Origin of the sequence: Kurthia sp. Dielmo (genome assembly GCF_000307285.2) — a bacterium.
Classification (GTDB): domain Bacteria; phylum Bacillota; class Bacilli; order Bacillales_A; family Planococcaceae; genus Kurthia; species Kurthia populi.
In genome coordinates this window covers 178,980-200,832 of record NZ_HE578958.1, presented here as the reverse complement: position 1 = coordinate 200,832, position 21,853 = coordinate 178,980, and the positions used below count along the sequence as shown (strand labels likewise).

Annotated in this window: 21 protein-coding genes; 11 read left to right on the top strand and 10 right to left on the bottom strand. The window is 37.3% G+C overall.

The features are described from left to right. Positions 1-115: 115 nt before the first annotated feature. Positions 116-841: a 3-ketoacyl-ACP reductase gene (locus KTHG_RS09585; protein ID WP_126989656.1), complete on the bottom strand. Its 726-nt coding sequence runs from the start codon at positions 839-841 to the stop codon at positions 116-118. A 156-nt stretch (positions 842-997) separates the two neighbouring features. Between KTHG_RS09585 and KTHG_RS09580 the strand changes: the two genes are divergently transcribed. Further along, positions 998-1,177: a hypothetical protein gene (locus KTHG_RS09580; RefSeq protein WP_126989655.1), complete on the top strand. Its 180-nt coding sequence runs from the start codon at positions 998-1,000 to the stop codon at positions 1,175-1,177. Positions 1,178-1,443: 266 nt separating this feature from the next. Beyond that, on the top strand, positions 1,444-2,862 hold the full coding sequence (locus KTHG_RS09575; protein ID WP_139993119.1) for a nucleoporin Nup88 family protein: 1,419 nt from the start codon (positions 1,444-1,446) through the stop codon (positions 2,860-2,862). Positions 2,863-2,941: 79 nt separating this feature from the next. Here the strand turns inward: KTHG_RS09575 and KTHG_RS09570 are convergent, their stop codons facing one another. Then, positions 2,942-4,120, bottom strand: a complete 1,179-nt coding sequence (locus KTHG_RS09570; RefSeq protein WP_139993117.1) for a hypothetical protein — start codon at positions 4,118-4,120, stop codon at positions 2,942-2,944. Between the two features lie 131 nt (positions 4,121-4,251). Between KTHG_RS09570 and KTHG_RS09565 the strand changes: the two genes are divergently transcribed. Beyond that, entirely contained in the window at positions 4,252-4,665 is a 414-nt protein-coding gene (locus tag KTHG_RS09565) for a hotdog fold thioesterase (protein ID WP_255512422.1), read from the top strand. Positions 4,666-4,712: 47 nt separating this feature from the next. Here the strand turns inward: KTHG_RS09565 and KTHG_RS09560 are convergent, their stop codons facing one another. Both KTHG_RS09560 and KTHG_RS09555 read right to left on the bottom strand, forming a co-directional pair. Beyond that, entirely contained in the window at positions 4,713-5,390 is a 678-nt protein-coding gene (locus KTHG_RS09560; RefSeq protein ID WP_139993115.1) for a hypothetical protein, read from the bottom strand. Beyond that, positions 5,383-5,892: a sigma-70 family RNA polymerase sigma factor gene (locus KTHG_RS09555; protein ID WP_139993113.1), complete on the bottom strand. Its 510-nt coding sequence runs from the start codon at positions 5,890-5,892 to the stop codon at positions 5,383-5,385. Before KTHG_RS09555 ends, KTHG_RS09560 begins: the two co-directional genes overlap by 8 nt. 931 nt (positions 5,893-6,823) lie before the next feature. Between KTHG_RS09555 and KTHG_RS09550 the strand changes: the two genes are divergently transcribed. Together KTHG_RS09550 and KTHG_RS09545 are read left to right on the top strand one after the other, a co-directional pair. Further along, positions 6,824-7,288 (top strand): putative periplasmic lipoprotein, encoded by a 465-nt coding sequence (locus tag KTHG_RS09550; protein ID WP_126989649.1) that lies wholly within the window; start codon positions 6,824-6,826, stop codon positions 7,286-7,288. Between the two features lie 177 nt (positions 7,289-7,465). Further along, positions 7,466-8,248, top strand: a complete 783-nt coding sequence (locus KTHG_RS09545) for a class I SAM-dependent methyltransferase (RefSeq protein ID WP_139993111.1) — start codon at positions 7,466-7,468, stop codon at positions 8,246-8,248. Between the two features lie 40 nt (positions 8,249-8,288). Here the strand turns inward: KTHG_RS09545 and KTHG_RS09540 are convergent, their stop codons facing one another. Further along, positions 8,289-9,065: a serine hydrolase gene (locus KTHG_RS09540; protein ID WP_139993109.1), complete on the bottom strand. Its 777-nt coding sequence runs from the start codon at positions 9,063-9,065 to the stop codon at positions 8,289-8,291. A gap of 125 nt (positions 9,066-9,190) precedes the next feature. Between KTHG_RS09540 and panB the strand changes: the two genes are divergently transcribed. Genes panB through panD form a run of 3 tightly spaced genes read left to right on the top strand, consistent with a single transcriptional unit; the run spans position 9,191 to position 11,254 of the window. Beyond that, positions 9,191-10,030, top strand: coding sequence for a 3-methyl-2-oxobutanoate hydroxymethyltransferase (gene panB, locus KTHG_RS09535; protein ID WP_139993107.1), 840 nt, complete (start codon positions 9,191-9,193; stop codon positions 10,028-10,030). After that, positions 10,030-10,863, top strand: a complete 834-nt coding sequence (gene panC, locus KTHG_RS09530) for a pantoate--beta-alanine ligase (protein WP_139993105.1) — start codon at positions 10,030-10,032, stop codon at positions 10,861-10,863. Before panB ends, panC begins: the two co-directional genes overlap by 1 nt. A gap of 1 nt (position 10,864) precedes the next feature. Next, the gene (panD, locus tag KTHG_RS09525; protein WP_126989644.1) at positions 10,865-11,254 is read left to right on the top strand and encodes an aspartate 1-decarboxylase; all 390 of its coding nucleotides are present in this window, start codon (positions 10,865-10,867) and stop codon (positions 11,252-11,254) included. A 340-nt stretch (positions 11,255-11,594) separates the two neighbouring features. Here the strand turns inward: panD and KTHG_RS09520 are convergent, their stop codons facing one another. The 3 genes from KTHG_RS09520 to KTHG_RS09510 all read right to left on the bottom strand — a co-directional run bounded on the left by KTHG_RS09520 (position 11,595) and on the right by KTHG_RS09510 (position 16,898). After that, positions 11,595-14,705 carry a lectin-like domain-containing protein gene (locus KTHG_RS09520; RefSeq protein WP_139993103.1) on the bottom strand — a complete coding sequence of 1,037 codons (3,111 nt, stop codon included), beginning with the start codon at positions 14,703-14,705 and terminating at the stop codon, positions 11,595-11,597. 346 nt (positions 14,706-15,051) lie between these two features. Beyond that, positions 15,052-16,452 (bottom strand): MDR family MFS transporter, encoded by a 1,401-nt coding sequence (locus KTHG_RS09515; protein ID WP_139993101.1) that lies wholly within the window; start codon positions 16,450-16,452, stop codon positions 15,052-15,054. Positions 16,453-16,622: 170 nt separating this feature from the next. Beyond that, complete coding sequence (locus KTHG_RS09510) at positions 16,623-16,898, bottom strand: hypothetical protein (RefSeq protein WP_126991673.1); 276 nt, start codon at positions 16,896-16,898, stop codon at positions 16,623-16,625. Positions 16,899-17,136: 238 nt separating this feature from the next. Between KTHG_RS09510 and KTHG_RS09505 the strand changes: the two genes are divergently transcribed. Continuing rightward, complete coding sequence (locus tag KTHG_RS09505) at positions 17,137-18,357, top strand: carboxylate--amine ligase (RefSeq protein WP_139993098.1); 1,221 nt, start codon at positions 17,137-17,139, stop codon at positions 18,355-18,357. Positions 18,358-18,388: 31 nt separating this feature from the next. Here KTHG_RS09505 and KTHG_RS09500 read toward each other — a convergent pair whose 3' ends face one another. Beyond that, positions 18,389-18,958, bottom strand: a complete 570-nt coding sequence (locus KTHG_RS09500) for a hypothetical protein (protein ID WP_139993096.1) — start codon at positions 18,956-18,958, stop codon at positions 18,389-18,391. Between the two features lie 140 nt (positions 18,959-19,098). On the opposite strand from KTHG_RS09500, the gene KTHG_RS09495 reads away from it, so the two are divergent. Beyond that, entirely contained in the window at positions 19,099-20,160 is a 1,062-nt protein-coding gene (locus tag KTHG_RS09495; protein ID WP_139993094.1) for a tartrate dehydrogenase, read from the top strand. 136 nt (positions 20,161-20,296) lie between these two features. Here the strand turns inward: KTHG_RS09495 and lepB are convergent, their stop codons facing one another. Next, positions 20,297-20,815, bottom strand: a complete 519-nt coding sequence (lepB, locus tag KTHG_RS09490) for a signal peptidase I (RefSeq protein WP_139993091.1) — start codon at positions 20,813-20,815, stop codon at positions 20,297-20,299. A 101-nt stretch (positions 20,816-20,916) separates the two neighbouring features. Between lepB and KTHG_RS09485 the strand changes: the two genes are divergently transcribed. Then, positions 20,917-21,777, top strand: coding sequence for an NAD-dependent epimerase/dehydratase family protein (locus KTHG_RS09485; protein WP_370323629.1), 861 nt, complete (start codon positions 20,917-20,919; stop codon positions 21,775-21,777). Positions 21,778-21,853 lie beyond the last annotated feature (76 nt).

Here is a 21,853-nt window from a genome sequence, read left to right as displayed (position 1 = left end):
TTTAGCGTTCGCAACAAAAAAACCGGAACCGCGCCATCGCGCGATTCCGGTTTTTCTTATGATCATAGGAAAGGCTGTGTTTACACGTATGTCAAAGCCTCTCCTTTGTTTGTTCTTAGTATGGATTTGTACCAAGAATTGTTGCTTGTTTAATATAAATACGATTAGGCAGTTTTAATTGATTTACAATTACTTCTGCTAAATCTTCTGGTTGCATCATACGTTCGGCTTTTTCTTCGTCAATTAAACCAGATTCACGCGCTAATTCTGTTACGACAGTACTTGGTGCTAGTGCTGTCACGCGAATGTTATTACGGCGTACTTCTTGTGCTAATGATTCAGTTAAGCCGATAATACCAAATTTTGCTGCAGAATAAGCTGTTGATGTTGCGGCACCATTTAAGCCATTTGTTGATGAAATGTTGATGATGTCACCTTCATTTTTTTCAATTAATTGTGGTAATACTGCATGGGTCACGTAATATGTGCCTTTAATGCCAGTATCGACAATTTTCACCCATGTTTCAGGATCTTGTTCGACTAACTTTCCAAAACCACCCATGCCAGCATTATTAATTAAAATGTCAGCTTTGCCAAGTGCTTTTGTTAATGTAGCGACTGCTTGTTGCACTTCCTCGTTGTTTGTAACATCTGCTGTTGCAAAGGCAGATGTACCACCTTGTGCTTGTATTGCTTCAGATACTTCTTTGACTTGTGCTTCTGTGCGAGCAAGTAGTCCTACATGCACGCCCTCTTTTGCAAGTGCTTCTGCCACCGCACGACCAATACCACGGCCTGCGCCTGTAACAATAGCAATTTTACCTTCTAGTGATTGTACCATTCTACTCATTCCTTTCAATGAATCTTATTTTATTATAAACTTTTTTCCTGATTTTTAAAAAAAACGTTTTCCATGTTTAAAATGATAGAAAGTTGTCAATAATGTAAAGTAGATAGTACAAATTCGAGACATTTCACTAAAATGGGGGATTATTCCTTGGATATTCAAAAGTATGATGAAATAAAACAACGAGTTACATTACAATTTTCAGCTGAAGAATGGGGTACAATTTGTCAGTTATTAAAAGGACAACGATATGACCAAACAGTACCTGATAAAATTTTATCGATTGCTTCACATATCGAGATGCAAGAACATTTCTTTACACGACGATAATTTACAAAAAGATAAGGTGAGAGCATGTACTTAAAATCTTATAACCATGACAAGCAAAAAATTCTACTAGAAATGAGCGAAGATGAATTTCAAGAACTATGTGAGTTATTAGAGACACATCAAATGTCGCGACAAGCTATAGATAAATTGAATTTTTTAAAAGAACAACGAGAAGAACAGAGTAAAAGTGGCATATGAGTGTCTAAATGACGCTCTTTTTTTATTGCTCAAATGGTATACTAAAGAGCAAAAGGGAGGCGTTGACGATGGAAGCTACATGGATTCTACATGCGTTTAATGCGCTAGATGGGGAAAAATTACGCCAGGTCTATAGCATGTATGTGGAAATGACCTCGCTTGATTTGTTTGGCTCAGCATGGAATAAAGAATTAGAAGCGGTAATGAATAATCACGTCACACGTTTGGCAAGCTTGTCTGATGATGAGATTCGTTTACAACTAGTATTACAGCTTTTACAGACAACAAATCAACGTGCCGTACATATTGAAGAGACACAAGAATTAGAGCTTGCATACGCCAGAATTTTAGGTGCAACAGGTGAAACATCGATTGAACCATTAATTGAGCGATTCTTTCAACAATTACTAGAGGATACTGAGCATCAATGGCAGCACTTAAAGCCAATTGAACGCTCACATATTGCAAAAGTATTATTCGACTATAGCGCAACATTTAGAGCAGATATTCGTGAACAAGTGCAGCAGGGGCTTGGGATGCGACAAATGACATCACGACATTTAGAGCAGGCACTGACAGAGCGTGGTGTCGCACAGGGGATTGAGCAGCTTTATCAGCAATTTGGCGTGAATATTATACCTCTTATTGTGAACAGCGTGATTGATATTAAAAAAATAGATGTGCCACTTGGCTTTTTCACCTTGGCAACATCAGAAAATGCGCTAGCAGCTGTATCAAGCAGTTTTCTAACGTATCGTATTGCCAATAAATCAATGAAACGTGAAATGATCCCAGCGATTCTTGTACAAGCTGTTTTACCATATATCCTTGCTGGAAAACCGACTGTTGCGCCGCATTTGCAAACTTATTCAGCACAGATTGCTACGCATTATCAAACGCTGAAAAAATCGCTACAGCAACTTGAAACACAGCAGCAAGAAGCGCAGCTAGATATTAAAATGTTAACGGATATGACAGTAATTTTAAAAGATAAATTACAACAGGAACGGGTGCATTTACTAGAAGCGGCAGACGCATTGTATTTACGTTTAGAAAAAACAGCGCAACTGCCAGATGTCGCACCGTATACGCAAAATGTGGAGTCGCTACGCCAAGACATTGAACGTTTACAGCGATTGCAAGATACGACCGTAATAAATCAAAGCCTGTTTGATAAGATGAAGGCGGCTACGAAAAAATTAGAGCATCGTACAAAAGTGAAAACAAAAGAACGTGCACTAAGTAAAGAACTAGAAAAAATGGCGATTACCATGTTACAACAGCAAATTCCATTTGATGAGACGCTTCAACTGCCATACACAGCAGCGAAACAACAAACTGCGTCACTTCAGCAGGAACAAAAACTCGTTACTGAAAAATTAGCACAGCGTACGGAAAAAATACAGACCGTGCTTAGGCAATATGAAAAGCTAGAGAAGCAAGTATTTGAGTTAGAAACACGTTATCCACATTTACGCACACCCTAAGCCAAACCCGCTCAAAGATTTCTTTGAACGGGTTTTTAACGTAAAAAAGACGCTATCACTCAGATAACGTCTTACGAATTTATGCGGAAGAAACCGCTGATGGCTGTTGAATCGCTGTAATCGCTTGCATCATATGGATTAAATCTATCATCAATTCGTCATCCTCATGCTCAAAATGTGGTACAGCAATTGTCGTTTGGTTTAGCTGGCATAGTCCGTCACGAATCAGGCAATGGTTGATCTTTTCATAGGCTGTATCAATAGCTTTGAACCAGCGTCCTTTCCCTCGAATGCCGGTCTTTGTGAGCACAAGTATCGGAGATTTACGAACCGTATATGCAAGTAATACCGCTTCCTGTTTTACTTGCTGTGACAAAAAGGGTGTGAGTGTACTACTAAATTGCTCAATCGCTTTTGCAAACGCCACTTCAAGTGTTTGAAAGGCATTTGCTGTGACAAGTGTGAAAAATAACGGATTTTCAATGAGTGCAAGGTGGATGGCCGCATTATGCTCGCCAAATAATGTCGCTACTGTTTCGCAACCAGGTAATAACTCAATTGCTTCTGTGTAGCCAATTGCTGTTAAAAAATGCTGTAGCTCCTCCTTATCGTTTCCACACAATGCATAGGCTAGAGCAATATGTGTTGGGTGGTACGGGTCAGCCATTAAAAGCGCAAGCACATTTTCCTTTGTTGGCTGTTGTTGGACAACCTGTAATCGCTTCGGAACTTCTTGCCATTGCTGGAAAGGTAAGTTTTCAAGCGCCCAAGCATTATCATATTTCACATCAGCGGCAAGTTGGACATACACCGTATGTAATGAAATAAAGGTATTATATATCGTTTGGTAATACTGAGCGAGCATCGCTTTCGTGAAAATTTCGTCGTTAATTTTTGCTAAATTATGTGTTTGTTTGGCTTCTTCAAATTGTGTCAAAATCTTCTGTTCAAATGTATCCATTGGTTGCAATGTGACAGCCGCTTGCTCACGAAAAGATACTTCTTCAAGGTCTTTTTGTAGAAGGCGGCCCTGCGAATAATAATAATCAATTTCTTGTGTAGCTAATGCTATGCGTTCTGTACGAATTTTTGAGAAGGCGGCAACGAGATGCAATGCATTTTGTTCGACAAGTTGTAATTTTTTAATGATAGCACTAGCTCGGACAGCCGCAATCTTGCGAATAGCTGCATAATCTTTCGTGATAGTTGGTAAAGTTATTGTGTGACCATATAAAGTGAGTGAATGAGTAGTATTCATCGGAAACGCCTCCTTTTTCTACAATAGTATCATATAATTCTATTTTTCGTATACGATAAACTGCTTTGTGTATAAAAAAAGTTCATTGTTGTATAGAGGACGTTTATAATAGAAGAAAAGGAGGTTTTTTCATGCAATTAGAACAAATTATGAGCAAAGAACATTTAGAACAAACATTGATTGGTACGCTTGGGATAGAATTTCAAGAATTAACGAAAGAGCGCGTTGTGTGTACAATGCCGGTTGGACCTAAAACACATCAGCCACTTGGATTATTACATGGTGGCGCCTCGGTTGCGTTAGCAGAAACAGCTGCATCCATCGCGGCCTTTTTAAATGTAAATCCAGAAACGCATTATACAGTTGGCTTAGAAATTAATGCTAATCATATTCGCGGCAAACGAGACGGTATCGTGACAGCCATCGCAACACCTCTTCATATCGGGCGTTCAACAATGGTATGGAATATTGATATTGTCGACGAACAGCAACGTCAAATTTGTATTTCACGCTGTACAATGGCAGTAGTCGAACAAAAAAAATAAGCTACATACAAAAAAAGGCAGCGTATCCATTAGAGGATACGCTGCTTTTACTTATAATAGCGAGGAATAGTAATAATTTCTTTTTTTCCAGAATTGAGCGTTAGTTGAATTTTTGCATTAGAGAGCCATTTAACTTTTTTAATCTGAGGGAAATATTCGGGGATTTCTGGATGGTCCGTAATATCATTTGTATACATAAAACGAAGCGTATCTTGTTTTTTAGTGCGCAGTACTAATGCCACCATTTTCTTATCAGGAGATAAAGCTTCTATTTTAATCGTACCGCTTCCTAAATTATAAATGGAGCCTGTTTTAGCGTTGTCACGTAGTGCAAGAATGCGACAATTTGTTGTTTGGCAGTGTGTTGTTACATACGTATAATCTGTGTAACGAGCGGGCGTGTAAAAAAGCTTTTCCTCCTTTGTAACATTTAATGATGCTAGCACTTCATCATAAAGTAAATCGGAAATGGCTTTTTCATGGCCTGTTTTTTCATCAAACATAACACCATCAATTTCAACGGCACCTTGTTGTTGAGGTTTATGATCAGGCAATATGAAAAATATAATGAGTAAACAAGCAGCGAGGCTAGCAACACTACCTACCCATTTGAAATTAAGCCATTTTTTCTTTGCTAAGCGTTTTTTCACCCGTACTTGAACCCGTTGCTCCTGCTTCGAGGTATCTCCCATTTTTTGCTGCAATTTTTCACGAATGTTATTCATGGTTCAATAACCCCCATTCCTTTTCAGGTATTTGCTCACGTAATTTTAATTTTGCTTGTGTAAAGCGATAATGTACGGTACTTTCAGGTAAATGAAGTAAAACCGCTATTTCATGAAATGTTAACTCTTCATAAAAATATAAAATGACTGGCTCACGGTATTTTAAAGGAAGTGCCAAAATCGCATCTGCAATTACATTTCGTTCTTCATTGATAATAAGAGAATCTTTTGTTGTAATGCTTTGCGTAAAGTAAGTCGTCAATTGCTGTGTACGATACCGAAAGCTTTTTAAATAATCTTTTGAACGATTAATGGTCATTCTTGTTAAGTAAGTAGTAACAGAAGATTCATGGCGAAACTGCTCATACGTTTCAAAGTATTTAACGAAGACATCTTGTACAATGTCTTCCGCTGCATGCCAATCTTTTACGTATAAAAAGCTTATATGTAATAATTTTTGTGTATGTGTGGTCAATAACTCTTGCCAATGCGGATTATCCACGTGCTCACTCCTTTCTTTTACATTAGACGATTGTAATATTGATTTTTCCAATAATTTAATAAAAAATTTTTATCCACATAAAAAATCACTCTCTTTTCTTAGAACAGGAGTGATTATTCAATATATATTATGCTATTAATAGCCAGAGATGGTAGTGATTGTTTGCATCGTTTTAAAATTCCCAACACTTAATGTCGTATTACCGTAATAAGATGAAAATCTAACATAATATTTTGAGGTTTTATACAAATTATTAAGCGGAGCGCTGTAAATATTTTACATATTTTGCTGTGTGTATGTCTGTTTAAAGTACACTTTATTGTTGGCTTGTACTTTTGCCTTTAGCCCTGAATCACCAACAATTTTTTTCTTTAATTCCTTACATGTCATGCCGATTGACCCTTTTGTTTCAGGTAATGTTCCTTTTTTTGTAAATTTATCTAGAGAATTAGAAGGGGTTCCTTTTGTTTTATGGGTGGAAGCCTACGCATTTGTCGTGGAGTTGAGGGTAATAGGTGTGAATAATAAGAAATTACATAGTAAAAACCCAAATGTATATTTCATTTTTTGGCAAGATAAAGCCTTCTTTTTTATATGCTATTAAATTAATAATCTTAAGTAAATAATTTTTGTTTTTAATTTGATTTTAAAGAATCATTTTTTCCTTCTTCATGCAACAAAAAAAGTCCGACCCTGGGGAGGAGTGGACTTTTTTTGTTTAAAATTGAGATGAGTGGAGTGCATACAATTGTATGCAAAAAAATATTCTTATGAAGGGACCTCTTCATAAGCCAACATGCAACAATGTTGTATTTTTAATATATATGAAAATTCTGAATTTTTCAAGAAAAAACATGAATATTTTAGCATATTTTATTCGCCAAATAAGTTAAAATAATTACCGATGGGAGTTTTGAAAGAGGGAATGAATATGAAAAGATGGATGGTACTACTAATAAGCATCGTTGTGCTGTTAGTTGGCTGTAGCGAAAAAAAAGAACCTGAGAAAAAAGTAGATGAAAGTTATAAATATCCACCTACCTTATTTTTAGCTGTGAGTAGTGTATTAATCGAAAAAATAGATGCACAAAATTACTCATGGCGTTATATAGATAAGGAAACTGAAAAAATCGAACAAGTAACGACAGATTCTTTACCACCGACTAAAACGGTCTCAATTGAAAATCCACTTGTCATTAAAGATAAGAAGTATTTGAAGATTGGGTTTCAACCGTTGCCAAAATATTATCGTATTATTTTATGGGATGCAAAAGATCGTGAAAAGGCGACCTATACAAATGTGAAGGATATTAAGAAAAAGGGCACCTATATTATGGAGGTTGAAGCTAATTTTGAAAAGGGAGAAGCACATTATTTTATACCGATAACGTTCTAAAAGAAAAAAGTAGGAATTTTAGTTTGTGTTAGTTAGAAAAAGGAATTATTTTAAATGATGGATATATCTATAGTCCTCTATTCGAATAATTGATTAGGTGGAAGTATGTGTTATTTTTTAAAATGGATAACTTTTCAGCGAAAATGGGAAAAGTACAATGAAATGAGGTGAGGAACGATGGCAATTGATTTTCATGATGAGAAAAATAAAATGACCTATGCTTCACGTAAAGCAAATGCCTCGTGGAGCGAAGATTTAGAGGCGTTGCTGCCACCAGGAAAGCATTTTATCCGTGCAGCTGACATTGGTTGTGGAGGTGGTATTTATTCCAAAGCACTTATTGATGCAGGTGTAGAATCTGTTGTAGGTGTTGATTTCTCGAAAGCAATGCTAGAAGGAGCAGAAGCAAATTGTGAAGACTATGATACAATTTCTTTTCAGCTAGGAAGTGCGTTTGAAACGGGCCTAGCTGATGCCAAATTTGATTTAGTATTGGCGCGTGCACTCATTCACCACTTAGGAGACTTACAACTCTTTTTTACAGAAGCACATCGTATTTTAGAGAAAGATGGGTACTTTATTGTACAAGATCGAACACCTGAAGATGTACTTTTACCGGGAAGTCAGGAACATATACGTGGCTATTTCTTTGAAAAATTCATTAAATTAAAAACGACTGAAACACAGCGACGCCACCGTGGAGAAGAAGTACGTAAGGTTTTAGAAGAAACCGGATTTACACTCGTAAAGGAAGTGCCTTTTTGGGAAGTTAGAGGCACCTATCCGTCGAAAAATCGATTAAAAGAAGAACTGCGTCATCGTATTGGTCGTAGCATTTTGTATGAATTGGATGATTTTGAATTAGAAGAACTGATTGACTATATAGATAGTAAAGTAACAGAGGAACGTAATATCGTTGAGAAAGATCGCTGGACGATGTGGATTGCGCAGAAAAAATAACATAAAAAGGAGGCGCATAAAAATGAGCACCTCCTTTTTATTATGGCTGTATGACACTCTGTAAAAATGTAGCACATGCCTCGCCAATATCACTAATGACAGGCGCTGCATAGTCTAGGTTTTGGGTTAAAACGGCAATGTATAAGCGTTCTTGACCGATAGAGAAGATGGCAACATCATGCTCAATACCTGTATTATCACCAGATTTGCTCGCAATTTGAACTTCACCAAATTCATCAATACGCCCTCCTAATAAATTTTTAAATTGTTGATCGTATAGCATACCATAAACGTGGCGTCGGCTTTCTTCAGTGAAATGAGGATTTGCTTCACCAATTAATTGTAGCCACGTAATCATATCTGCTGCTGTAGTAAAATTATCTCGCATACGATTGCGGGACATAAATTTGCGTAATAGTACAGTAGACGGAGCACCAACTTGTTGTGCTAAAGCATTCACTTCTTCAAAGCCGACTTCGTCGATTAAGAGATTAGAAGCGGTATTATCCGAGACAATAATCGCAAGTTTCATTATGTCATGCAGTGAAAATTCCTTTGCCTGATGAAGATAGGCTAAGATACCAGCACCTTTTACCGTCTCTTTTACTTTACGCGTATCGGTTAATTGAATTTGGTTGTCTTGAATGCGTTTCATGACGGCTAAGACAAGGGGGATTTTAATAATACTTGCAGAAGATACTTCGTTTAGTTCATGAAAACTAAAGCTTTGTTTACCATATGTAATCTTTACGTGTAACCCATCTGGATACGCCTCACAAATAGCTTTTAAACGATTTGTTAATTCTAACCAATTCATACAAGGACCTCCATAGTTTAGTTTTTCTTAGTGTAACTTAATTAATCGTTAAGTGCATAGCAATACGATTTATTGTAAAGTTAATGTAAATTCAACATATCAAAGCAGGCAAGGGGGACCTATTTATGAAAAATGTTGTGAATTTTCTGGAAATGAAAAAATCAGGCGAGCCTATTGTAATGATGACGGCATATGATTATCCATCAGCACGTTTAGCAGAGCAACAGCAGATTGAGATGATTTTAGTTGGCGATTCATTAGGCATGGTTGTCTTAGGGTATGAATCGACCGTGTCCGTGACATTAGAAGATATGATTCATCATGCGAAAGCTGTACGTCGGGGGGCACCCAATACGTTTGTTGTCGTAGATATGCCATTTGGAACGTATCATGTTAGCACAGAGCAAGCTGTACAAAATGCGATTCAGCTATTTCAACAAACAAATGCAAACGCTATCAAGCTAGAAGGGGCGGGCGAGCTTCTACCAGCAATTGAGCGTATTGTCGCAACAGGTATTCCAGTGGTGGGACATTTGGGATTACAGCCACAATCTGCAGAAGTTTTAGGTGGTTATAAGGTTCAAGGTAAAACGACAGAGAGTGCTAAAAAACTCATAGATGATGCAAAAGCATTGGTAAAAGCAGGGGTGTGCGCCATTGTATTTGAATGTATTCCAAAGCAGCTAGGTGAGATTTTAAGAGAGCAAGTATCTGTGCCGATTATCGGTATTGGAGCAGGCGTTGATGTGGATGGTCAAGTGCTCGTATATCATGATTTAGTGGGCTATGGCGATCACCGTGTACCGAAATTTGTTGAGAAATTCAGCGATGTTCACGCAGTAATGTCTACAGGGATTGCAGCATATCGTGATGGCGTAAAAGCACGTACATTCCCGAGTGATGCACAGAGTTTTACGATGAACGAACAACAATTGGATGGACTTTATGGAGGCGTAACAAAATAATGAAGGTTATTACAACAATTCAAGAGCTGCAAAAAGAATTAGCCCCTTACTATGTGGCAAATCAGACAATTGGATTAGTGCCAACAATGGGCTATTTACATGAAGGTCATCAAACACTTGCAAAGGCGGCTGTTGCTGAAAATGATGTGGTCGTGATGAGTGATTTTGTCAATCCAACACAGTTTGGGCCGAATGAGGATTACGAGGCTTATCCGCGTGATTTAGAACGTGATGCACGCATTGCAGATGAGGTAGGTGTGGCGATTTTATTTGCACCAAGTGTTGAGGAAATGTATCCACATCAGGGTGGTGTCACATTTGAAGCAGGACCAGCCTCTAAAATTTTATGTGGTGCATCACGACCAGGGCACTTTAATGGTGTCTTGCAAATTGTGACGAAGTTATTTCAAATTGTTAGACCAACAAACGCTTATTTTGGGCAGAAAGATGCCCAGCAATTAGCGTTAATCGAGATGTTAGTGCGTGATTACAATATGCCTGTAACGATTCGGCCAATTGCGATTGTACGTGAGGAAGATGGTTTAGCGAAAAGCTCACGTAATGTATTTTTATCTGAAACAGAGAGACAATTAGCCCCAAATTTATATGAAACGTTGCAGGTATTACAGCGAAATATTGCGTCGTTTAATCAGAAGAAAGCAATTGAGCAAATTGAAGCTGCAACAAAAGGACGCGTTGATTATATTGAATTGTTGAGCTACCCGGATTTACAACCTGTGACATCAGAGGATACGCAAGTGATTTTGGCAGCGGCATTGTATTATGAAAATGTGCGTCTGATTGACAATATTATTTTTAAGGTAGGTGAATAGAATGTTTAAAGAAATGATGACGTCAAAAATTCATCGTGCGACGGTGACACAAGCAGATTTAAACTATGTGGGAAGTATTACAATTGATGAAGATTTAATGGATGCTGTTGGGCTGTTACGAAATGAAAAGGTGCATATTGTGAACAATAATAATGGTGCGCGCTTTGAAACGTATACAATTGCAGGAGAACGTGGAAGCGGCGTTGTATGTGTGAACGGAGCTGCAGCGCGCCTTGTACAGCCTGGAGACATCGTCATTATTATTGGGTATACGTATATGTCGGCTGAAGAAGCGGCCAACTACGCACCAAAAGTAGCAGTAATGGGAGCTGAAAATAAAATTGTTGAAATGATTGGTCATGAGCCAGAAGCAACAATTATGAATTTCTAAATGAAAAAAGGCTTTGATATACGCGTAAAAACAATTGCTCTTATGAGCATCAGAAAAACCGGAATCGCGCTATGGCGCGGTTCCGGTTTTTCGTTTCAAATGCTAAAAAAGGAAAATGACATTTTCTGTCCATGCTCTTTTTTGATATGCGTTTACGTAAAATGAGAATACCATTTAGTAATTTTATAACTCGAGTCCTTTGATTCACTGTCATTTTTATTTTTTATGCATATGTTTATTATTCGCTCAACAAAAAACACTTCCAAAGATTTTGCTTCCTTTGAAAGTGTCTTTTGGTTGTCTCAGATTTTAGGTAATTCTGGTTACTGCTAAGTCTTTTTTATTTCTCTGTTTTACGTTTACGTAAACCAAATACGCCAGCTAATGCGCTAAGAGCTAACAACATACCACCCATTAAGCCTGTTTGCGTCGCAGCATCACCTGTTTGAGGGAGCATACTTGCTTGTGCAGGATTTTGAAGTGTCGGTGTATTTGAATTTGATGAAGCAGGTTGTACAACTGGTGTAGTAGTTACCATAGTTGTAGTTTTTGATGGATTACTTACCTGTACAACAGTTGAAGGTGTATTTTCTTCAGGTATTGTATCAGGTGGTGTTACTGGTGTTTCAGGATTCTCTGCTTCTTTTGGCGGTTCCACAACAGGCGGTTCCACAACAGGTGGTTCCACAACAGGCGGTTCCAAAACAGGCGGTTCCAAAACAGGCGGTTCCAAAACAGGCGGTTCCACAACAGGCGGTTCCACGACAGGCGGTTCCACAACAGGCGGTTCTACGACAGGTGGTTCTACGACAGGCGGTTCCACGACAGGCGGTTCTACGACAGGTGGTTCTACGACAGGTGGTTCTACGACAGGTGGTTCCACAACAGGATTTTTCGTGTAGTAATACGTAATCGTTTGTTCACCAGCAGTGAATGAACCGGAAGGCGAGCCCACTGTATTAACTAATGTGTAGCCTTCAATATCAGCTCCTGTTTGTGGGAATGACTCGCCCACTTTGCCTTTATGAGTAGTAGAATCTTTTAGCGAAGTCGTTGTATCTTGGATGTAATAATGAACAGTTAAATTACCAATTATATCTGGATTCTTTGTATAAATATAGATGACTGTTGTGTCTTCACGAGTATATTGACCTTGTGTTTCACCATTTACTTCTTTAAATGTATAGCCTTCAATATCGCGCTGAGAAGTTGTGTAATTTGTACCAACCTTTTCTGTATTTGAGCTAGTTGATGAAATTTCGTTTCCAGATTCATCTTGATACTTCACAATTAGATTTCCGGATGCTTTGTTGAAGATGTATTTTACAGAACCATCTTCTTTTAAATACGTAATTGTTTTTCCGTTTTCATCAAACATATTATCTTGTGAAGTTGTAACGGCCTTAAAATCATACCCTTGGTTTTTAATAGCTTCTAAAATAGTACTTAGCTCGTCATTCACTGAATCAGATGTTTTTTCATCACCTGTTTTATCAAAGCTAGGCTTTAAAGGGGTATTCAAATCTTCCTCATCAAAGAATGAAAAATCAATTGTACTTTGCGCGATATATTTATAAATAACAGTTAAATTATCTTCTACGCGAATTAATGTACCATTCGTTGCCGCACTGTTTTCATCCATTGTATCGAAGCGGTAACCATCGAAACTTAATTTATCAGAGGTATAATTTTCGCCAAATTTTCCTGTTTTATCGATTTGTGAGCGTAACTCATTACCATCTTGGTCTACGTATTTAATAACGACTTTACCTGGAGCACGGTCAAAGTAATAGATGACCTGACTAGGTGTATTATCAAATTTTACCGCGACATTCAGTGAATCATCTTTATTTTTGGATTCAGTATACTCGCCTTTATCCGTTTGTGTTGAATCTGTTTCGACAAAGTCATAGCCTTGTTTATAAATATCACTGAAGATGCTATTTATATCTGATGAATAATCAACTGTCACACCTTGTTTATCATATTTTGAGTAGGCTTCATTCAGCGTTTCATTTTCTTTACTTTTAAATAATGCTGTGAACTTTCCAGCTGCTGTATATGAAAAATCTTCAATTTTGAACTGTTGTAGGTTACGAGAACCACCAGTTGAACCAGTTACAATAAATGAGTAGGCGTCTACATCAGCATTTTTCCACTTTGTGATATCTGCTTCCCATACTTTTCCTTCATATGTGATTTTCATCATTTTCGTATCGCCATTATATTCAAATAAAATGTCTCTAAATGTATTATTATATGGGTTTGAGATTTCTTTTACAGATGCTTCATCTGTATAGGCATAGTGTTTTGTTTTTCCGATTTCATCTTTATTTACATTTTCACCATATTTAGGTACAACATTTGGGTCTGTATAAATGAACGCGCCATATGATGTATTATCTTTTTTATAAGGATCCTTCATAAAGTATTCACCTTTTGTGCCATTTGCACCTTCTCCATTAAAGAAAGTATCTAATTTGAATCCAAAAGCATCGACTAGGTTCCCGATGCCTAAAGCACCGCCACTCATACCGATTGTAGAAGTGTCACCATTATGGAATGCGAAACCAATACCATCTGCACCGCCTTGACTTTTAGATTTTGTTCCTAGATTAATTTTTCCTTTTAAGGTGAAGCTCTTTGATAAATCGATTTTTTTGTTTAATGCAAAGTTACCGGATTGATCTATTTCGTCAGGTGTAAGTGTTACAGTGCCCGAATTTTTGTTGTATTGGTTTTTAGCTGAGCCATTTAACACGAAATGATCTTCAAAATTATCTTTAGTTACAGAAGTGATATTACTTTCTGTTGTAGCTGCTGCTTTTGCAACAGCTTTTTTTGCTTTAGCTGATGTTTTAACAGTCGTTGATGCATACTCTTTTGCCGCAGTTGTAACCGTTTTAGCTGCTTCTGTAGAAGAAGTAGTTGTTGTTACGGGTGCAGAAGCAGTTGCTTGTTTTGCCTCAGGATTTTCTTCAGTTTTAGGTTGAAAAACCGCTTGCTCTTGCTGAACAGGAGTAGTTTCAGTTTTAGGTTGAGAAGCCGCTTGCTCTTGCTGAACAGGAGTAGTTTCAGTTTTAGGCTGAGAAGCCACTTGCTCTTGCTGAACAGGAGTAGTTTCAGTTTTAGGCTGAGAAGCCACTTGCTCTTGCTGAACAGGAACATTTTCGGTTTTAGGTTGAAAAACCGCTTGCTCTTGCTGAACAGGAGCAGTTTCAGTTTTAGGTTGAGAAGCCGCTTGCTCTTGCTGAATAGGAGCAGTTTCAGTTTTAGGCTGAGAAACCGTTTGTTCAGTAACAGTAGTGGATTCTTCTGCTGATGCTGATAATCCAGTCAATGTAAATGCGCCGATTGCGATAGTTGATGCAGTGATAGATGCGAATACCCAGTGCTTTCCTTTTTTATACATTTTGTAATGGATTTTTATATTTTGATTATTTTCTCTCATATTTATAATAACCCCCGTTATTTTTTGTACTATATAGAAGAATTTTACCTTTATAAGTATAACATTAACTAAAATAAAATAAACATTTAGTTCATATGTAATACTATTCAATTTTAAAATGTTATTTTTTTAAATTAAATAGTTCTAATTTATTATGTATGTGTATAAAGACATATAAATATATGTAATATGGTTTCCATTTATTTCTTAAAATAATTTAATTTTAAATAAAGAAAAGACATGATTACATCGATGTAATCATGTCTTTTCTTTTTAAGTCATAATGAGTGTTACTTATCTGCTTTACGTTTGCTTCGCAGCATGCTTGCTTATATGGATTTTAATGTTATTCTTTATATTTTGCTGGTGTTACAAATAGCGTTAAAATAAATCCTACGATTGAAATCGCTAAGATGAAAATAAAAGCGTATTGTGTACCAGAAGCCATAAGGGCAGCTTCTGTTTTTCCTTCAGCTTGCGTCATGCCGATATTCATTAATGTAATAGCAAGTGCTGTACCTGCAGCACCGGCAATTTGTTGCAATGTATTCATTGCAGCGGCCCCATGTGGATAAAGCTGAGGAGGTAATTCGTTTAAACCATTTGTTTGTGCGGGCATTAATGACATTGCTAGTCCAAGGCATAATAAGGCGAATGCGACAATGATGATCCATTGTGGTGGATTGCTATTCATTGTGAAAACAAAGAGCACATTAGCAACTACTGTAATTGCGAAGCCAGCTATTAATAAGAAGCGTGGACCAATTTTATCAAAGATGCGACCAACAATCGGTGCTAAAATAGCATTTAAAATATTACCAGGAAGCATCATTAACCCTGCAGTAACAGCAGTTAATAGTAACGGACCTTTTAAATAAAGTGGTAATAAGATTGCTGATGATAAAATAAGTGAAAATCCGATAAACAATAAGATGGTTCCGAGTAAAAAGTTTTTAAACTTGAAAACACGGAGATTAATCATCGGTTCATCCATTTTCAATTGGCGAATACTAAATAATACAAGTGCAACGGCGCCAATAATAAGCGGAATAAACACAGCGGGGTCTGTAATTGCTGTACCTGCCAATGTCCCAAGACCATAAATCAATGTACCGAATCCAATGGTTGAATAGATAATAGAAAGAACATCGATTTTTGGTTTTGTGATATCTGAAACATTTTGAATGGTAGGTACCCATACGATAAATAAAATAATATAGAAGATTAAGCTAATCCAAAAAATGTAATGCCAGCTTAATGCGTCAACGATAATCCCTGATAATGTAGGACCGATAGCAGGAGCAAGTGTAATTACAAGCCCCATAATTCCCATCACTGAGCCACGTTTTTCAATAGGGAAGATGACTAAAATAACGTTCATTAATAGAGGAATTAGAATCCCTGTACCAGTTGCTTGTGCAATTCTTCCGAGCATTAAGAAAGTAAAGTTTGGTGCAACGGCACAAATCACGGTCCCTACAATTGAAAAAAGAAGTGCAGCGACAGCGAGTTGTCTAGTCGTAAACCATTGTAATAATAATGCAGAGACAGGAACTAAAATACCTAAAACAAGCAAGTAGCCAGTCGTTAGCCACTGTACCGTTCCTGTAGAGACAGAGAAGTCAGCCATAATATTTGTTAAAGCCATATTAAGTGCAGTCTCTCCAAATAATCCGATGAAGGCACTGAGCATGAGGCCAGCTGCCATTAACTTCGGATTTTTAATTATTTTTAGCGTTGTTGTCATAAAATCCTCCAATATGATTTTGTCTATGTTAACGCTAATCTATTAGAAGCGATAAGGCAACCGCCATTTGACTGAACTATTTATTTTTTTGTCTATTTTCTCAAAAAATATACCTTCTTCAATGAATATAAAAAATAGGCATCGTATATACGATGCCCATTTCTCTACTTTTATCCAAATGCAACGCTATAAATAAGTCGCGGTGTTAATGCGAGCATAAATAGTAATGTCGCGTAATACAGTACATAATTTTTATCTGATTTTTGACGATAGGCCATAACGAGGACAATGCACAGCATTACAAATGAAAAGAACGCTATTAAAAGTCGCCAAATAAATGGTGATAAAAACGTCCAATTGTAAAATAATGTAGCAATTGGTGTAATAAAGATCGCAAGTAATAAGGCGATGAGTAAAAGCGTGCCAATTTTCAATTGCTGATTCATTAAAATCACCTCTTTCTTACTCTCTACCCATTTATATAAAAAAAACACGCAAACGCGTGAAAAAAATGCAGTGTTTAGTTTACGAACTACCAAGATTAGTAATATAATAACAAGGTGTGTAGATTGTACACAAATGCAGATAAAATGTGCTTTCATGTCAATTTTACTAAGTATATTGTCATATAAAAGTAATATGAAAGCAATAACCATTTCTTATGGATAACTTACGGAGGCTATCATGTCAAAATTAAACTTTATTCCGATTATTGTCGGTACAGATATTAACGCATATAATATGTCAATTTCTTTTCACGAAGAATATGATGTAAACCCTATTTTAGTAGGACGTGGTGAATTGCCATTCACAAAATTTAGTACAATTCCTGGTAAAATTGAATACTTTCCAAAATTAGGTGAACCAGAAGAGTTCCCGAAAATCATGGAGAAAGTAGCGAAAAAATACGGTAAATCAGGTAAGAAATTAATGCTTGTTGGGACAAACGATATGTACGTTCGTTATATCGTTGAAAACGCGGAGTTCCTTAAAAAATATTTCGTATTCAACTATCCTTCAATCGAAGTAATGGATACCTTACAATATAAAGCAAATTTCTATCAGCTTTGTGAAGAATATGGCATCGATTACCCAACAACACGTTTTTATAACTGTGCATCAATCGAAAAACCATTCGATGATAAAAAAATTCTTTATCCATTAATTTTAAAACCAAGTAATGTTATTTTATACTTAGATTTAAAATTTGAAGGAAAAGAAAAAGTATACAAAGCGGAAAATGAAGAAGAAGTAAACCGCATTTTACACTTATTACACAATGCAGGCTATCACGATGAAATCATTATTCAAGAATTTATTCCTGGCGACGATACGTTAATGTGGGATGGTGTAGTTTATGCCGATCAGAACAAAAATGTTCAATTAGTAGCACTTGGCCAAGTTGTATTACAAGAACATACACCAACAGCTATTGGGAACTATACATCTATCATTAGCCGCTTCGATAAAGATTTAATGCGTAAAATGCAGGATTTCATCGAATATATCGGGTACACAGGTTTTGCAAACTTTGACTTAAAATACGATACACGTGATGGTAAATTCAAAGTATTTGAAATCAATATTCGTCAAGGTCGTTCAAGCTACTACGTTACACGTCTAGGTCACAACTTAGCGCGCTATCTTGTAGATGACTGTGTTGATAATAAGAAAAAAGATGTTGTCTATGCAAATGGGGAATTTTTATTCTCTGTTGTACCGAAAAAAGTATTACGTGACTTCGTTGAGAACAATGAAATCAATGCAGAGTGCCGTCGTCTTATTAAAGAAGGTAAATGGGCAAATCCATTATTCTATCCAAAAGATAAAAGCCTTAAACGTAAATTGTACATGGCAGCACGTCAATACAATTACTATCAAAAATATAAAAACAACCAATGGTAAGAAAAAAGAGCTGGATATCCAGCTCTTTTTTTTATGTCGTCTGCGTATCTAAATAACGTAGTAATTCTGTAACGAATAATGACTGCTCATAAGGTGAAATTGTAATACGTTGTAAAATGCTTGGATCAAAGCCCTCTTTTAAATAGGTTGAACGTTTTGTGGGATCGGCAATAAAGCGCATTACATAGTTGTTGATACTCTCACCATGTTTTTGTGCGAGTATTTCGGCTTCTCTTAGTTGAGTAGGGCGGTCTGGCCGAATCGCATAGAGTGTTAGTGCCTTTTGTGCATTCGCAATACGATTATTGCCACGACGTCGCATCGTTTGATGAACGAATAAAATATGTTCATACGGCATAAAGCGTTTAAATGGCCCAGCTTGTGCTACTAAACCATGCGCTGTCAACGTATATTTAACAACAAGCAGATACCAAGCAATAAAGCTTACTATCATAAATCCGATACCTAAAATAAGAAATCGATCTATCAATCTGAGTTGTGGTATAAACAGGATGGGGAGGGCAACCGCTATTGCAAGACAGCTAATGAAGATAAGTGCAACTAACAGAAAGCGTTTATCAGGTTTTGAATGGAAAATCATCGTTCATACACCTCCTAGTTTGTCCTTTCCCTGTTTTATGTATCGGAAACGATGGTCATTTATTTGAATGAGATAATATGGAAAAAACTATTGCCAAGTAGTTTTAGGAGGCGTATTTTAAACGTAGAGGTGATGAAGAAATGGAAACAAAACGTATCGCGGTCATTGCAGGAGATGGCATTGGACCAGAAGTAGTGACAGAGGGGATTAAGGTGATGAATCGTGCCGCACAAATCGACGGTACGATTCAATTTGAGTATACATATTTCCCATGGGGCTGTGAGTATTATACAAAGCATGGAAAGATGCTACCAGATGATGGGCTAGAGCAATTGCAAGCATTTGATGCCATTTATCTAGGTGCAGTAGGATTCCCAGGGGTGCCTGATTATATTTCATTACGTGAATTGCTATTAGTGATTCGTAAAAAATTCGACCAATATGTTAATATTCGTCCTGTAAAATTATTAAAAGGTATAGAGTCGCCGCTACGTCATGGTACAGAGCAAACAATTGATATGCTCGTTATTCGTGAAAATAGTGAAGGTGAATATGCAGGTGTTGGGGAATGGCTTAAAAAAGGAACGCCTCAGGAGAAAGTACTGCAAACAGGTGTCTTTACACGCAAGGGAGTGGAACGGATTATTCGTTACGCTTTTGAAGAAGCGCGCCGTCAAGGTGGTAAGTCAGTCACAAGCATTAGTAAAGCCAATGCGCTTAATTACTCAATGGTCTTTTGGGATGAGGTATTTGAAGAGGTTTCACAAGAGTACCCAGACATTTCAACGCATTCATATTTAGTCGATGCAGCGGCCATGTTTATGGTCATGGATCCAGGACGTTTTGAAATTGTTGTGACATCTAATTTGTTTGGCGATATTTTAACCGATTTAGGCGCAGCAATCGCAGGTGGTATGGGCATTGCTGCAGGTGCAAACGTTAATCCGGAACGCCTCTATCCGTCTATGTTTGAGCCGATTCATGGCTCTGCACCAGATATAGCAGGACAAGGCATTGCCAATCCACTTGCCGCCATTTGGTCGGTTAGTCAAATGTTTGATTTCTTTGAACGACCAGAGATGGGGGCACATATTTTAACAACGATTGAAAAGTTACTCGCTGAAAAAACAACATTAACACCTGATTTTGGTGGGCATGCAACCACTGAAGCAGTAGGCACGCGTTTAGTTGAGCTATTATAAAGTATAAGCAGGAATGTCGTATCATCGGTCGTGCGAAGCACCCGTTTAGCCATACAGATATTAAATTAATTAAGGGGCTTTTTGACAAAGCGGTGGCGTCAAAAGTTTTATATGAAAATGCGTTCAACTAGTATCGTCAGTCATAATCCTGTCGAAATGGTTTAATACGAAATAATACAACAGCTTTAACATCCTTACGCATATCAATGGCACTAAAAACGCGTGAATCTGTGGAGTGATTGCGGTTATCACCCATTACAAATAAATGGTTTTCAGGTACTGTAATAGATAGATGTGTATCGATCATGCGTTCTTTAATATATGGCTCTTCAATACGCTCTTTGTTGCGATAAAGTTGATTGTTACGAATAACGAGCACGTCACCAGGGAGGCCAATGACGCGCTTAATGTATAATTCATGTCCAGGAATTGTAGAGGCATCGAGAATGACAATATCATTATAGTGCGGGGCATTCCATTTATAGGCCAGCTGACTCGTAATAAACTTATCGCCATCATGAATGGAGTTTTCCATACTCTTACCGTTTACAATAACAGAGCCAATACTATAATGAATAAAGAGCGTCAAAGAAATGAGCAATAGCATACTAAAAAAAAGAATATATAGCCAACGTTTTTCACGAATTATTTGCATAGGGTTGCCTCCCTTGTTCTCCGAAAATAGAGTATGGTATGGTTAATAGTACTTACTGTATACCACAAAATACAGAGGATTATGCGAAGCAGGGGGAATGAATGATGGCAAAAGTGTTAGTAATCGGAGGAACGCGCTTTTTCGGCAAACATTTAGTCGAAAAGCTTGTACAACAAGGTCATGATGTGACAATTGCAACACGCGGACAGCATGATAATCCATTTGATGAGCGTGTTCATCATACAATACTAGATCGTACAAATAGTAGTGAGTTACGCGAAGCTTTTGAAGAAACGGTGTATGATATTGTGTACGACAATATTTGTTATACGCCAAAAGAAGCAATGGAGCTTTGCGCTATTTTAAATGACCATACGACGCGTCTTATTTTCACATCAACGATGTCCGTTTATGAAGCGGATGGTGTAGCGAAACGTGAAGAAGATTTTAATGCTATGAATTATATCTATGATTTAATTCCTTCACAGCAGCATAGTTATGCGGAAGGTAAACGTCAGGCAGAGGCCGTATTTGAAGATTACGCTAATTTCCCAGTTGTCGCTGTCCGATTTCCAATTGTCATGGGCGATGATGATTATACAAGTCGCTTAAGCTATTACGTAGAGCATATTGAGCAGGGTGAAGCGATAGAATTTGTTAATCTTGATGCTGAAATGTCATTTATTTTGGCAGACGAGGCTGCAGAATTTCTTTACTGGGCAGGTTTTGCTAATATTGAAGGCCCCTATAATGCTACAGCAAATGGTAAAATTTCAATGCGTACATTAATACAAACTATTGAACAAGTAGTTGGCAAAAAAGCAATCATTGTTGAGGGGGCTTCTCCTTATAGCATTCCAGCATCTTGGTATATGACAAATGCTAAAGCGACAGAAGCAGGTTTTACGTTTACACAATTAACAGATTGGTTAAAGCCATTAATCGAAAAGATTGCTAAATAATAAGAAGAGACTGGGACATACGTGTAAAAACAACCGTTCCTATGAGCATAAGAAAAACCGGAGCGGCGCCACAGCG